Genomic DNA, 14,321 nt, shown 5'->3' with positions numbered 1-14,321 from the left:
GGACGGGGGAGCGGGCGGTTCTGGGGGAGGCGGGGGTGGAATCGGCGTTGGCGGCGGCGGCGGGGCGGGCGGTGGAATTTGGATAAAGCCTGTACCGCCTGGGACAAAGTTAGGCCGCTGCCGGATGTAGAACAAATCGTTGGGCACTCTATCGGTAATCACGTAGTTAAACCTGACTGTTTCGCCAGGATTAACGACACCGTTAGAAAAATTCACAAAGTCTCGAACGTCAGTCACTTCATCTACACTGCGAAGCCGATCCGATCTAAAAGGCCGCACATTGGTTATCCCCTGACCGAAAGAAAGACCATCCGCCTCCGGGCTAGGGGTGCCAAAGATTTCTTGGAGTTCAAAATCGTAAAAAGCCCAGGGTGTGCCTGTGAGGTTGGTGACGATCGATTCGATCCGGAACCCCAAAATGCCTAAATCACGCATGCCGCGCACCGCGACTGAAAGATCGACATTGGGGCCAAATACCTCTTGAAACAGCACAGCCCGACCGTCTTGAACGAATCCATTGGTTAGGCGAAAGTCGCCAGAAGCTTCACTAAATCTGAGTCCGCCAATATTAAAGGTAGCCGCTTTAGCTGGGAGTGAACCCCAAAACATCGAGCCAATTGCGATCGCGCTCAGCACAGACAATCGCAACGGTTGCGCCAAGGAATTGAAGACAAACATGGTAGTTTTGGCCTGAGATAGCTGGTAGTCTACGACGCTCTAAACTGCGTAAGGGTTCGTAGAAGCCCAGTAAATTCTGTCAAAAGTTATAGCCCCTAGCTTTTTATCCTAAAGCGTTAAAAAAACGTTCGGGAACCCGTACAGATGAAACTGTTGCCTAGCAGCCATTTGCTTCGATAAATTAGCACTCGGGAGGTGAGAGTGCTAATTTTAGGTTGCAAACGCGCTATATTTTGTGGGGTTGCCTTTAGCCGCTCATTTGGGTTTAGGCTGGCAACGCTTTTATGGGCGGAAACAAAGTTAGCAAGATTTGCTCGGCTCCCCGCTAATAAATTATTGAACTGTTAAAGCAAGTCTGGAGAGTTTCTATGGCAGCTGTATCTCTAAGTGTGTCTAGCGTTACGCCTCTAGGCGATCGCGTCCTCATCAAAGTGAGCGCTTCTGAGGAAAAAACGGCTGGTGGCATTTTGCTGCCAGATACGGCCAAAGAGAAGCCTCAAGTCGGCGAGATCTCCGCAGTAGGGCCTGGTAAGCGCAACGACGATGGTACCCGCCAAGAGCTAGAAGTCAAAGTTGGCGACAAGGTTCTGTATTCCAAGTATGCCGGTACCGAAATCAAACTCGGCAGTGATGAATGTGTGCTGCTGTCTGAAAAAGACATTTTGGCCGTTCTTTCTTAGGCTGCTGCCTCAGAGTTCTAAACACAAGCTCCGTCACTCAACACTCAAACCACCGAGGAATTTATGGCTAAACGCATTATTTACAACGAAAATGCCCGTCGTGCTTTAGAAAAGGGCATGGACATTCTCGCTGAAGCCGTTGCCGTGACCCTGGGGCCTAAGGGACGCAACGTGGTTCTAGAGAAGAAGTTTGGCGCCCCTCAAATTGTGAATGATGGGGTCACGATTGCCAAAGAAATCGAACTAGAAGACAACATTGAAAACACAGGGGTTTCGCTGATTCGTCAGGCGGCTTCTAAAACCAACGATGCGGCTGGCGATGGTACAACCACTGCAACGGTACTGGCTCACGCCATTGTTAAAGAAGGGTTGCGCAACGTTGCGGCTGGCGCTAACCCCATTGCCCTCAAGCGCGGCATCGACAAAGCGGCCAACTACCTGGTTGACAAAATTGCTGAACATGCTCGCCCTGTCGCAGATTCCACCGGAATTGCTCAAGTCGGGTCTATCTCTGCGGGTAACGACGACGAAGTCGGTCAGATGATTGCTGAGGCAATGGACAAAGTCGGTCGTGAAGGCGTTATTTCTTTGGAAGAAGGCAAGTCGATGACCACCGAACTGGAGGTCACCGAAGGGATGCGCTTTGACAAGGGTTACATTTCTCCCTACTTTGCTACTGACACTGAGCGGATGGAAGCGGTTCTAGATGAGCCAATCATCCTCATTACGGACAAGAAGATTACCCTGGTGCAGGACTTAGTACCTGTACTGGAGCAGGTAGCCCGCGCTGGTCGGCCACTGCTGATCATTGCAGAAGACATTGAGAAAGAAGCGCTAGCAACCCTAGTGGTCAACCGTTTGCGCGGCGTTATCAATGTAGCTGCGGTGAAAGCGCCTGGTTTTGGCGATCGCCGTAAGGCCATGCTAGAAGACATTGCCGTTCTCACAGGCGGACAGGTCATCAGCGAAGACACGGGGCTAAAGCTTGAGAATACCAAGATGGATATGCTCGGCAAAGCTCGTCGGGTCACCCTCACCAAAGACACCACAACTTTGGTGGCTGAAGGTAACGAAGCCGACGTTAAGGCGCGTTGTGAGCAGATTCGTCGTCAAATCGAAGAAACCGATTCTTCCTATGACAAAGAAAAGCTACAAGAGCGCTTGGCTAAGCTTTCGGGTGGGGTAGCGGTCATTAAAGTCGGTGCAGCGACTGAAACCGAGATGAAGGATCGTAAGCTGCGCCTAGAAGATGCCATCAACGCCACTAAAGCAGCGGTTGAAGAAGGCATCGTCCCCGGAGGCGGCACCACCCTCGCGCACCTAGCACCGGATCTAGAAGCGTGGGCCAATAACAACCTGTCGGGTGAAGGACTCACGGGCGCGCTCATTGTCATGCGTTCGCTAACAGCACCGCTGAAGCGCATTGCTGAAAATGCGGGTCAAAATGGAGCCGTGATTGCTGAGCGGGTTAAAGAGAAGGACTTCAATGTTGGCTACAACGCAGCAACCAATGAGTTTGCTGACATGTTTGAAGCAGGCATTGTAGACCCGGCTAAGGTAACGCGTTCGGCGTTGCAAAATGCAGCTTCGATCGCGGGTATGGTTCTCACGACCGAGTGCATTATCGTCGATAAGCCTGAGCCTAAGGATGGCGCTGGCGCTGGCGCGGGTGCTGGCGGCGGTATGGGTGATTTCGACTACTAAGTCGCTTCGCCCTGAGGGCTTGATTGGCCAAACCCTCAGGGCCAGCCCCTTTGAAATGAGTCAAGAGAGCGGTTGCCTTGAGGGCGATCGCTTTCTTTTTTGCCCTTAAACCTGACGCTGCTATGGGCAGCAGAAAAGCTTTGCTGGCAGCAGCTTTGAGTGATTGAAGTATTTCAATGCCAAGGCTACCGCTGTCGCAGATCGCCTCCTGGCTTCATCAAGTGCTGATAAAGCGGTGCGGATGTGAAAAAGCCGTAAAGTCTTTAGGGGTTTCCGGATTCAGAGCCACGCCTAGCGCAGTAGGGACTGGTAGATGCACCCTGATTGCCCCTGGAAGTTTTTCCAGGGGCTTTTTTATGAGTGAATGCTGGATTAAAAAGAGCTTTGCCAGGTGTATTTGGCTAAGACAGACACCAATTCGGCTGAATTAATCGGCTTGCTGAGATAGCCTTGCATTCCGGCGGTTAGACAGCGATCGCGATCGCCTGCCATGACCAGCGCTGTCATCGCCACAATCGGAATATTTTTCCAATCAGGGTTTTGGCGAATTTGACGAGTAATTTCAATGCCATCGGTTTTGGGCAGATGAATGTCCATCAAAATCAGCATCGGTCGATGATCTTGCAGCCAATCTAAAGCCAGTTGTCCGTTCAGGACATGATGCGTTTTATAGCCCCAGTATTTGAGCATATGCTCTAGCAGCATGGCATTGACAGGATGATCTTCAACCAGCAAAACTTCTCCCGCCCAGCGGTTGGGGTGGGGAGCGGCTAATGGGTTGCCGACAACCGTGCGATCGCCCGCATTGATCTGCTGTAGCCGTGATTGCGCTTCTGATAGCCCTTCAATCGGTAAGTAAATCGTAAACCGACTACCCTGATGCAAAGCCGACACAACGCTAACATCCCCACCGTGAAGCTTAGCTAGCTTATAGGTAAGCGCTAACCCCAAACCAGTCCCCTCGTGCTGGCGAGACAAAGAGCTATCGAGCTGCTGAAAAGGCTGAAACAGCAAAGACTGATGCTCAGAGGGAATGCCAATGCCTTGATCCCAAACAGTTAGCTGAATTTGGCCGCGTACCTGTTTGGCGATCAGGCCAATGGCTCCCCCCGCCTCCGAAAACTTGACAGCATTCGACAGCAAATTCAGCAGCATCTGTCGAATGCGTAATTCATCGCCTCTGAGGGTCGGCAAATTGGGTTGAATGTCTTGTTCAACGGTTAGCGATTTTGCCGTCGCTTGAGCGCTGATCATATTGAGCGCATTTTGACAAACACTCTCAATCGAAATGGGAGCCACATGCAAAATCATCTGTCCGGCTTCAATTTTGGACAGGTCGAGCACTTCGTTAATCAAACTCAGCAAATGCTCACCACTTTGAAAGATCTGCTGCACATAGAGGTGCTGACGTTCATTAAGCGGGCCAAAAATTTGCTGCTCTAAGAGGGAGGAAAAGCCCAAGATGGAGGTCATCGGCGTTCTTAGCTCATGAGACATGTTGGCTAAAAATTCTGACTTCATCCGGCTAGCCCGTTCTAGCTCCAAGTTTTTCGAGGCTAGCTCCGCTTTAATTTGTTCTAGCTGAGTAATGTCTCGATAGATGAGCGATACAGCAGTAATTTCGTTGTCTTCATTGCAAACAGGGCCAACCGAAACTAAAGCCGTAAAAGTTTTACCATCCTGCCGCTGGCAGACCACTTGGCCACTCCAGCCGCCCTGCTGAGCTTGCTCAATCAGCCAGGTTGATTGAGCCGCGTTGGGATAGAATACTTCAGCCGTCTGGTTGGCTAACGCTTCTGGCGATCGCCCCAAAATGCGCTGGGTGGCTAAATTGGCATAAAGAATTTTGCCCTTTAAGTCAGTAATGACAACGCTGTCGTTAGCAGCATCTAGCGCCTTAGAAAACATTTGTAGCTGCTGTTCAAAGCGCTTGCGCTCAGTGATATCGCGACCAATGCCTAGTCCCCCAATTAGCTGCCCATCGCGATACAGCAAGCGGCCATTGACCTCTACGCAAATGCGGCTACTCCCTTTTTGCAGCAAGGTAAACTCGTAATCTCGTAGCTCACCCGTGCGCAGTAGATTACTAAACGCCCTGCTGGTCGCTTCGTGGCATTCGGGTGCTACAAACTCTAAGTAAGACTTGCCAATAATATCGCCCTCTTCGCCACCAAACAGCTTGGTGCCATAGGTGTTAATGAAGGTAAAGCGGCCTTCTAAATCCAGCGTGTAAACCACATCATTAGCAGTTTCGACATAAGCCCGAAACAAATCGTCCGAAATTTGAGCAGCCGTTTCAATCACAGCAGGCGGCGTCTCAATTGCGGCGGCGGTTTCGGCTTCAGCCTCTACCTGGCGACCCGTACAGATAGCCCCGGTAATTTCTTGATCTTGGCGCAGCAAGCTGGCATTAACCGAAAGCGTCAAAACCTGACCTGAAGGTGTATTCAGTCGCAGCAGTTGATCGCGTAGCTGCCCCTTGCTCAGTAAGCGCACCACAAGCTGTTGAGCCTGTAACTTAAACTGCCAGGGAATTAGCTCTAGCAAAGATTGGCCTAAAAGATCAGCGTAAGTCTGCCCTAACTGCTGCGTGCCGTAGGCATTGATGTAGCGAATTTGCCCCGCCGTATCAATCGCAAATACCACGTCGTTGGCTGCATCAAGATAACTTTGCAAACACACTTCATTAACGACAGGTTGAGCGGCCTCGGTGGGGGTTGGCGGGGTCTGGTTTTCAGAAGACATGGCTAGCGGTAGCACTCCTAGAAGATAGGCAGAGGGGATTGCAGATAAAGGGACTATTCAGAACTTCAGCGGCCAGTCAATAGAATCAGGCTATCTAGCGAACAATTTTTAGGGGCGAGGGTTTTGAAGGTAAACAAGCGTAACCATTTCCGGAAAAGCGCCTCAGGCTTGGTGAAGATAGCAAATGTACTAGGTCTGCCCCTTAGAAGCGAAAAAGCAGTCGGTTGAGTCTAAACGAGCAATGCCTTTTGCCGATCCGGGCGTCTTGGCTTCGTCCCGACAAGGGGCTAACGGCTAAGTGCAGACACCAGCGGGTGCCTTGATCACCCGCAAACCCTCAGGCAAATCTTTGGTTTTTAGAGTTAAGGACGAAAAAAGCTGTGCAGCAGTTTCTGAAGCGTCGTCGATTTTTACAGCTAACGGGGGCGACGCTGACGACGCTGGGGATGGCGTCTCTTCAGCAGCGCTATAGTCAGGCGCAAACAACGCCCCGGCGGTTAGCTTTGCTGGTAGGGATTAATCGTTATCCCACAACGCCGTTGCAGGGATGTGTGACGGATGTGCAACTACAGCGATCGCTGCTGATCCATCGCTTTGGCTTTGATCCAGCCGATATTAAAGTGCTAACTGACGAAGCAGCAACCCGAACAGGCATTTTGGCAGCGTTTGAAACCCATCTGATTCAGCAAGCCCGTCCTGGCGATGTGGTGGTTTTTCACTACTCTGGCCACGGCGCTAAAGTGAGAGATCCCCAACCGCTGCCGAACCAGCCTTTTAACAGTACCCTGGTGCCAATTGACAGCCCTGACCCTATCGGCGGGCGATCGCGTGGCGAAACCGTTTCAGATATTACTGGGCAAACGCTGTTTTTGCTAATGCAGGCTTTAGCGACTGACCAGGTTACCGTGGTTTTAGACAGTTGCTACTCTGGTGGCGGCAAACGAGGCACCTTAACCGTGCGATCGCTGCCCGATAGCTCAGAAGTGCCTCGCCCTAGTGATTTGGAACTAGACTATCAAAACCGCTGGCTAGCTCAGTTGCAAATCTCTCCAGAAGCGCTGGCTCAACAACGCCAAGCGGGGGTTGCTAAAGGGTTTGTCATCACCTCGGCTGGCCCTAACCAGCTAGCTGTAGATGCCAACTTTGGCGATTTTTCGGCGGGGGCTTTTACTTATTTGCTGACGCGCTACCTTTGGCAGCAGGTGGGCAATGAACCCGTACAACAGGCGATCGCCAATATTGGGCGCAGTACCCAAAGTCTGGCAATGGAGTTTTCGCGCATTATCCAAGAGCCAGAGTTTGAGGCCAACGTCACTGCCGACAAAACTAACGCTCCTCTCTATTTTGTGCCGCATCAAACACCGCCAGCCGAAGCCGTCATTACTCAAGCCCAAGGCAACCAGGTCAAGATTTGGTTAGGCGGCATTGATCCCCGCAGTTTAGACGCCTTTGGTGAGGCAACCCGCTTTAGTGCGCTCAATGCCAGGGGAGAACCCTTGGCTCAGGTGAAAATCTTGACCCGGCAGGGGTTAGAGGCCGAAGGTGAGCTGTTAGAAACGCGCCAAATTGCTCACCTGCAACCTGGCCTTTTGCTGCAAGAGACGGTGCGGGCTATCCCCGAAAACATTCACCTCAAAATTGGGGTCTTGACTGAATATCTGGCCGAAACGCGATCGCTGCTCGCTCCCCTGCCCCGGTTAGAAGCCGTCGCAGCCGACCAACCGCACGACTATTTTCTCGGTCGTCTGACGACTGAAGGGCAGGCACTCCCAGAGGAAGCGCTTCTCCCACCTGTAGGTGCCTGGGGTTTGTTTTTGCCCGGTCGTGACTTAGTGCCCCACTCTTTTGGTCTGGCCGATGAATCGTTGACAGCCGCGATCGCACGGCTGACCCCCAAATTCAAACTGCTGCTAGCCACCCATATTTTGAAGCTGTTGCTAAACCCCAACGCTTCTCGGTTAAACGTGGTTACTGCTCTGCGCCGAATCGATGGCGGCGGCGAGGCAACGGCTTCAGAAGTAACCGTTCGCAGTCGGGGCAGCGCTGCTGTCAACCCCTACCGAGGAATTTTGCAGATACCAATTGGCGCAGAAATTGAGTTTGAAGTGCAAAACTTTGAACCGAGAGATTTGTTTATTAGCTTGTTGGTGATTACACCCGCAGCGGATCTACTGCTGATTTATCCCAACACCTGGTCGGCTCCAACCGAAGCAGCGCGGGTGCAAGCAGGTGAACATCTGCGGATTCCCGAACCTGGGCGCGATCGCTTTCGCCTGATCGTAGAAGCGCCCGTTGGTATGGTGGAAGTATTGGCGATCGCCAGCGCCGCTCCTTTAAGAAATGCACTACAGGTTTTGAGTGCCTTAGGAGCCCGTCGAGGACTCCGTGATGGTGAACCTGCTGCTGCTGACGATGCCCTTTTAGACTTAGCCGATAACTTGCTGCTGGATTTTCATACCAGTGCTGGCCGTCGTGGCCTTGGGGTTACCGCCTCGGACACGGTTCGACAAATTGATATGCGAGACTTAGCGGCTTTTTCCCTCATGTTTGAAGTTGTTGATGAAACCTTATGAAACAGGCTTATTTATGGATTGCTGGCGTAGTAGGGTCGGCAGCGGTCGCAGGGGGCGGTATTGCCCTGATGCAGTCTCAACCTGAAGCGATCGCCCCTGAAGACTCCGCAGTTGTGACCCCGACTACACCCTCAACCCCCACTCAGGAGGTGCCGTCTGAACCGGAAACAGCCGCCCCCCGGCCCGATCCTAAACTCTCTGACTTTCCTCACAAACGGCTAGAGCTAACCGACGAAGTGCCCGCTGGCAGCGAATTTGATCAGTTTCGCGATCGCCTGCAACAAGCCATTCAAGCCCGAGATGAGGCGTTTATTCGATCTCTATTGCCGCCGGATGGTCTGTTTTATGGCTTTGGCGGGCCGATGAATATCGAGGATATGGACTTAAATATAGACGACGGCTGGTTTTGGCAAGTTCTAGAAAAAATGATGGCTCTAGAAAGCTGCGAACCCAGTGACTACCCACCCGTTGAAGCAGGCAACCCAGTTTGGGTGTGCCCCAACACCACCCAAGCATTTTACCGGCAGTATCCTGACCCCGAAACCGCGCCAGGAGACGAATATGAGTTCAGCACGATCATGGTTATGGGCAATAACGTCAACGTTCGCGCCGCCGCCAACACTAATTCTGCCGTTGTCGGTATTTTGTCAAACGAGCTAGTTGAATTTGATCAGGCAACCGCTAGCCGTCTCTACCAAGACAGCCCAGACAGCATGCCAGATGAGCTAGAAAGCTGGACGCCTATTATTTTGCCTAATGATGTTCGAGGCTATGTGTACAGCCGTTATGCCTACGCGCCGCTTGATCCCAGAGGGCTTTTTGAAAACGTCAACGGCCAGTGGCAGCTTATTCGGGTTTTGGCTGGCGATTAAGCAGCGATCGCTTTTGGGCTTTAGACCACAGGCTTTTTTTGCATCTGCCAGGTTTTAGCCAAAATAGCCGCCCCAGCCACTAAAACCAAAGCCCCCGCTCGGAATGTCCACTGTACCCCCATGACAATGGCAGTCGCAGTCGCTTGCGTCACTTCGGTCGCGTCTGTATGCGCTAAAGTGACCAGGGCAAAAAGGGTCGCCATTAAAGATAGCCCCGTTGTTTGCCCCAACGTCCGCGATAGCGAAAGTAACCCAGAGGCAATACCAATTCGTTCTGGCGGTGCTTCCCCCATAATGGCGCTGTTGTTGGGCGATTGAAACATACCCAAACCCACCCCAAACGGAGCCACACGCCAGATGTAGCCCCAATCGGTCAACTCAGCCCCAAAAGTGCTGATCAGCAAGCTACCGACCGTCATCAATCCCAGCCCCATTAAACTGATGGGTCGAGAACCCAAGCGATCCGACAAATAGCCTGACAACGGTGCCACCAAGCCCCCCAACACTGGCGAAACCGCTAGCAGCAGCCCTACATGGCGGGGGCGATAGCCCAACACCAATTCCAGATAAAACGGCAAGATAAAAATCGTGCCTGCAATCACAATAAAAACCAGCACACCCGCCAGCAAGCTAAGGCTGAAGTACTGATTACGAAACAAAGCCAAATCAACAATGGGGTTGGGCGTTTTGGTTTCTACCCAAAGAAAGAGCAACAGCCCCACAACTGTAATAACGAGCAAAGCCCAGGGCAGCAGTTGGTCAAACCCTTGCTCTTGGCCTTCTGTCATCCCTACAGAAAAGGCAATTAAAACCCCTGTTAGCAGCAAAGCCCCAAGCCAGTCAAAGCGCTGATGCTGGGTGGGTTGACTGACGCTGGGCAAACTGCGGGCAATCACCAAACTGGCAAAAAGTCCCACTGGCAAATTCACCCAAAAAATCATCCGCCAGCCTGTCCAATCGAGCAGTAAGCCGCCGACCGTTGGCCCTAGGGCAATCCCTAACGAAACAACCGCCCCAATGATGCCCAGTGCCCGCCCCCGCTCTTGGCGGGGAAAAATTTCGGTGATGATAGCAGCGCCTAAGGCCGAAATCATCACAGCGCCCGCGCCTTGCAAAGAACGAAAGGCAATCAGCCAACCCACCGAAGGCGAAAGGCCACAAAGCCCTGAGCTAATGGTAAAAACCACTAACCCACCTAGATAAAGGGGCTTTTTGCCAATCAAGTCGCCCCAGCGAGCCGCACCTAGCACCAACGCATTGATCACCAGCAAGTAGCTCAGCACCACCCACTGCACGGTGCTAAACTGCGTTTCAAACACTCGCACAAAGGTAGGTAGGGCTACATTGACAATGCTGGTATCTAGGGTGAACATCAGCACCCCCAATCCAATGCCCAGCATGACCCACCACCGAGCAGTGGCTTGAGAGTCGGACAGCGTAGACGGCTTCACAAATTACCTCGTCGCGATCGCGCCACTGAAATGGCAATATTCGTTAAATAGATAAAACTATTCAAGCCGATTATGGCCGCGATCGCCTCCAACCTGAGAGTGAAGGCTGGGGTTTAAGCGATCGCTCTAGCCACTCAGGTTGAAACCGTCAAACTGCTTGCTAAAAGCCGCTGACAAAAAATCTTTCATTTTGCCCTCTGCCCTCCGCTTCTTGCCTTGAGCGGACCTGATCAGACTTTAGCGGCGTTTAAGCATAGTAAGTCTGGTACCAGCGCACAAAGTTTTGAATACCAACTTCTAGCGGTGTATCAGGGCGAAATCCTACATCCGCCATCAGATCATCGACATCGGCATAGGTTGCTGGCACATCGCCCGGTTGCATGGGTCGAAAAATCTTTTCGGCTGGTTTGCCCATTGCCGTTTCAATCACTTCAATGAAACGCATTAGCTCAACCGGATTGTGATTGCCGATGTTGTAAATTTTGTACGGTGCCTGGGTATTTAAGCCAGCAGCGATCGCAGCTTCTAGCGTCGGCGGTTGCGGTGGCTGTCGCATTACCCGCACCACCCCTTCAACCACGTCGTCAATATAGGTGAAGTCGCGCTTCATTTTGCCGTGGTTGTAAACTTCAATGGGCTGGTCGTGGGCGATCGCCTGCACAAACTTAAAGTAAGCCATATCCGGACGTCCCCAAGGGCCATAGACCGTAAAAAACCGCAGCCCGGTCATAGGTAGGCTATATAAATGGCTATAAGCATGAGCCATTAGCTCATTAGCCTTTTTGGTAGCCGCATAGAGAGACACCGGGCGATCGACATTGTCAGTCACGGCAAACGGCACCTGGCGATTTGCCCCATAAACCGAGCTAGAAGAGGCAAAAACTAAATGAGCCACATGCGTGTGGCGACAGCCTTCTAGTAAATTGATAAAGCCGCTGAGGTTGCTATCGGAGTAGGCGTAGGGATTTTTGATCGAATAGCGAACGCCTGCTTGAGCCGCCAGATGTACCACAGCATCGAACGAGTGCTGCTCAAACAGCTCAATCATACCCTGGCGATCGGCTAAGTCTAATTGCTGAAAAGTAAAGCTGGTGTGAGGCAAAAGCTGGGCTAAGCGATCTTTTTTGAGCTGTACATCATAGTAATCATTGAGATTGTCAATGCCATAGACCGTTTCGCCCTCAGCCAACAGTCGCTGGCTTAAAAAAAAGCCCACAAAGCCCGCGGCCCCAGTCACCAAAACGTTCATTTTGCACCTACTCCCGACTTTGAATGCTGGCCTGTGTCTAGATGGTGGCTAGCAAGCCTTGCCTGCCAGCGCTGATAGCTTCCTCACTATAGCGATAGCCATCGTGAGACTCCTAGCTATTGACGACAAGTTAATCGTTTTTTGATAGTTGGCTTTACAGCACCTAAGTAAATGTGCGGATTGAGCGCCAGCCCCCGCTGCCACCCATCCATCCAAGTGATAAGGAAAATTTCTGTAAAAGTTCGTCACAAAGTCGATAAATTGAGTAACTTCGGGTGATACGATTCCGAACAAAAGGTTGAGAGATAGGATTCAAATGGCAGAAGAACTGACTGGAAAAACTCCTATATTCGGCGGTAGCACTGGCGGCCTCCTAACCAAAGCGGAAGTTGAAGAAAAGTACGCAATCACCTGGACTAGCCCCAAAGAGCAAGTCTTTGAAATGCCAACAGGCGGGGCTGCCATCATGAACGAAGGCGAGAACCTCTTGTATCTGTCTCGTAAAGAGCAGTGCATTGCATTAGGGGCGCAACTACGCACCAAGTTCAAGCCGAGAATGGACGACTATAAGATTTATCGCATTTTCCCCAATGGAGAAACTCAGTATCTCCACCCGGCTGATGGCGTCTTCCCTGAAAAGGTGAACGAAGGCCGCGACTATTACGGCAAAAAAGACCGCAAGATTGGCGACAACCCCAATCCCGCAACCATCAAGTTCAGTGGCAGCGAACCTTACGAGGTTTAGTTTCACTGAGCGGCTAAATTGACTTATCCTCAAGTCAACCCTCAGGGCACGGCAATGCCGTGCCCTTGTTGCACTTAGTAGTAATTGGCATGATTTTCCCAGATCTGAATCAGTTTTCTCAGCTTGCTCAGCAAGGAAACTTTATTCCGGTGTATCAAGAATGGGCTGCGGATCTCGATACACCCGTTTCAGCCTGGTATAAAGTCTGCGCGGGTCAGCCCTATAGCTTTTTGTTGGAGTCTGTTGAGGGGGGCGAAAACTTAGGCCGCTACAGTTTACTGGGTTGCGACCCGTTGTGGATTCTGGCCAGTCGGGGCGATCGCACCACCCAAACCTACCGCGATGGATCGGTTCAGGTTTTTGAGGGCAACCCGTTTGAACATTTGCAGCAGTGCCTCGCCCCTTATCAGCCTGTCAAGCTACCCCAGTTGCCACCGGGCATTGGCGGACTGTTTGGCTTTTGGGGCTACGAGCTAATTCGCTGGATTGAACCAACGGTTCCTATCTATGAGCCAACGGCGGACGATTTACCCGACGGCCTTTGGATGCAGGTAGATAGTCTACTTATTTTTGACCAGGTTAAGCGCAAAATCTGGGTGATTGCCTACGCCGATATCCGCCAAAGCAAAGATTTAGCCCAGGCTTATCAGCAAGCTTGCGATCGCGTGGAGCAGCTAGTTGACAAGCTACAGATGCCGCTGAGCCGCAAGGATTCGCTGCTGACTTGGGCAGCGCCAGGGAGTGTAGACATCCAGCCGTTAGCCTACACCAGCAACCGCACCCCAGAAGAGTTTTGTGCCAGCGTCGAAAAGGCCAAAACCCACATTCAAGCGGGCGATATTTTTCAAGTGGTGATCTCGCAGCGGCTTTCAACCGCTTATCAGGGCGATCCCTTCAGCCTCTACCGTTCTTTGCGCTTGATCAATCCATCGCCTTATATGGCGTACTTTCACTTTCACGACTGGCAGATTATTGGCTCTAGTCCAGAAGTGATGGTTAAAGCCGATCAGGGGGCTAGCCCAGATGCGCCGATGGTTGCTACAGTGCGCCCCATTGCCGGAACGCGGCCACGGGGCAAAACCCCCCAGGAAGATGCCGCATTAGCGCAAGATCTGCTGCAAGATCCTAAAGAAATTGCCGAGCATGTCATGTTGGTAGATTTGGGTCGCAATGATTTAGGCCGGGTTTGCCTCAGCGGTAGCGTCCGTGTAGATGAGCTGATGGTGATTGAGCGCTATTCCCATGTGATGCACATCGTTAGCAACGTGATTGGTGAACTCTCACCCGATAAGACGGCTTGGGATTTGCTCAAGGCTTGCTTTCCGGCAGGAACCGTCAGCGGTGCGCCCAAAATTCGGGCAATGCAAATTATTCACGATCTAGAGCCTTGTCGGCGGGGGCCATATTCTGGCGTATATGGTTACTACGATTTTGAAGGCCAGCTCAATACGGCCATTACCATCCGGACGATGGTGGTACGGCAGCAGGCAGATGGCAGTTCGCAGGTGAGCGTTCAGGCTGGGGCGGGTCTGGTTGCCGACTCAGCGCCCGAGCGAGAATATCAAGAAACGCTCAACAAAGCTAAAGGGATGCTAGAGGCCATTCGCAGTTTGCAAGTATAGAG

The 14,321-nt window shown here is 51.9% G+C and carries 10 protein-coding genes; 6 read left to right on the top strand and 4 right to left on the bottom strand.

Annotated elements, in window-relative coordinates; all coding sequences use genetic code 11:
• The coding region (locus ACTS3T_RS22885) for a hypothetical protein (RefSeq protein ID WP_462935802.1) at nucleotides 1–678 on the bottom strand (678 nt) is incomplete at its 3' end.
• A 368-nt stretch (nucleotides 679–1,046) separates the two neighbouring features.
• Between ACTS3T_RS22885 and groES the strand changes: the two genes are divergently transcribed.
• Together groES and groL are read left to right on the top strand one after the other, a co-directional pair.
• Nucleotides 1,047–1,358 carry a co-chaperone GroES gene (gene groES / locus ACTS3T_RS22880; protein WP_377960712.1) on the top strand — a complete coding sequence of 104 codons (312 nt, stop codon included), beginning with the start codon at nucleotides 1,047–1,049 and terminating at the stop codon, nucleotides 1,356–1,358.
• A 63-nt stretch (nucleotides 1,359–1,421) separates the two neighbouring features.
• Entirely contained in the window at nucleotides 1,422–3,062 is a 1,641-nt protein-coding gene (gene groL, locus ACTS3T_RS22875) for a chaperonin GroEL (RefSeq protein WP_377960714.1), read from the top strand.
• Nucleotides 3,063–3,434: 372 nt separating this feature from the next.
• On the opposite strand, the gene ACTS3T_RS22870 is transcribed toward groL, so the two are convergent.
• Nucleotides 3,435–5,807, bottom strand: coding sequence for a PAS domain S-box protein (locus ACTS3T_RS22870; RefSeq protein WP_377960716.1), 2,373 nt, complete (start codon nucleotides 5,805–5,807; stop codon nucleotides 3,435–3,437).
• 380 nt (nucleotides 5,808–6,187) lie between these two features.
• On the opposite strand from ACTS3T_RS22870, the gene ACTS3T_RS22865 reads away from it, so the two are divergent.
• A complete protein-coding gene (locus ACTS3T_RS22865) occupies nucleotides 6,188–8,380 on the top strand; it encodes a caspase family protein (RefSeq protein WP_377960718.1) in 2,193 nt (730 codons plus the stop codon).
• Nucleotides 8,377–9,252 (top strand): SH3 domain-containing protein, encoded by an 876-nt coding sequence (locus tag ACTS3T_RS22860; protein ID WP_377960720.1) that lies wholly within the window; start codon nucleotides 8,377–8,379, stop codon nucleotides 9,250–9,252. Before ACTS3T_RS22865 ends, ACTS3T_RS22860 begins: the two co-directional genes overlap by 4 nt.
• Before the next feature lie 20 nt (nucleotides 9,253–9,272).
• Here ACTS3T_RS22860 and ACTS3T_RS22855 read toward each other — a convergent pair whose 3' ends face one another.
• Entirely contained in the window at nucleotides 9,273–10,703 is a 1,431-nt protein-coding gene (locus ACTS3T_RS22855) for an MFS transporter (protein ID WP_377960722.1), read from the bottom strand.
• A gap of 247 nt (nucleotides 10,704–10,950) precedes the next feature.
• Complete coding sequence (locus tag ACTS3T_RS22850; protein ID WP_377960724.1) at nucleotides 10,951–11,952, bottom strand: NAD-dependent epimerase; 1,002 nt, start codon at nucleotides 11,950–11,952, stop codon at nucleotides 10,951–10,953.
• Between the two features lie 316 nt (nucleotides 11,953–12,268).
• On the opposite strand from ACTS3T_RS22850, the gene psaD reads away from it, so the two are divergent.
• Complete coding sequence (gene psaD / locus ACTS3T_RS22845) at nucleotides 12,269–12,697, top strand: photosystem I reaction center subunit II PsaD (RefSeq protein ID WP_377960726.1); 429 nt, start codon at nucleotides 12,269–12,271, stop codon at nucleotides 12,695–12,697.
• A gap of 89 nt (nucleotides 12,698–12,786) precedes the next feature.
• Nucleotides 12,787–14,319: an anthranilate synthase component I gene (gene trpE, locus ACTS3T_RS22840; protein WP_377960729.1), complete on the top strand. Its 1,533-nt coding sequence runs from the start codon at nucleotides 12,787–12,789 to the stop codon at nucleotides 14,317–14,319.
• The last annotated feature ends 2 nt before the right edge of the window (nucleotides 14,320–14,321 follow it).

The organism is Almyronema sp., from assembly GCF_052168255.1.
Lineage (GTDB): Bacteria > Cyanobacteriota > Cyanobacteriia > Phormidesmidales > Phormidesmidaceae > Sphaerothrix > Sphaerothrix epifaneia.
Note: the sequence above shows the minus strand (reverse complement) of the source record. Positions and strands in the feature narration are given on the sequence as shown.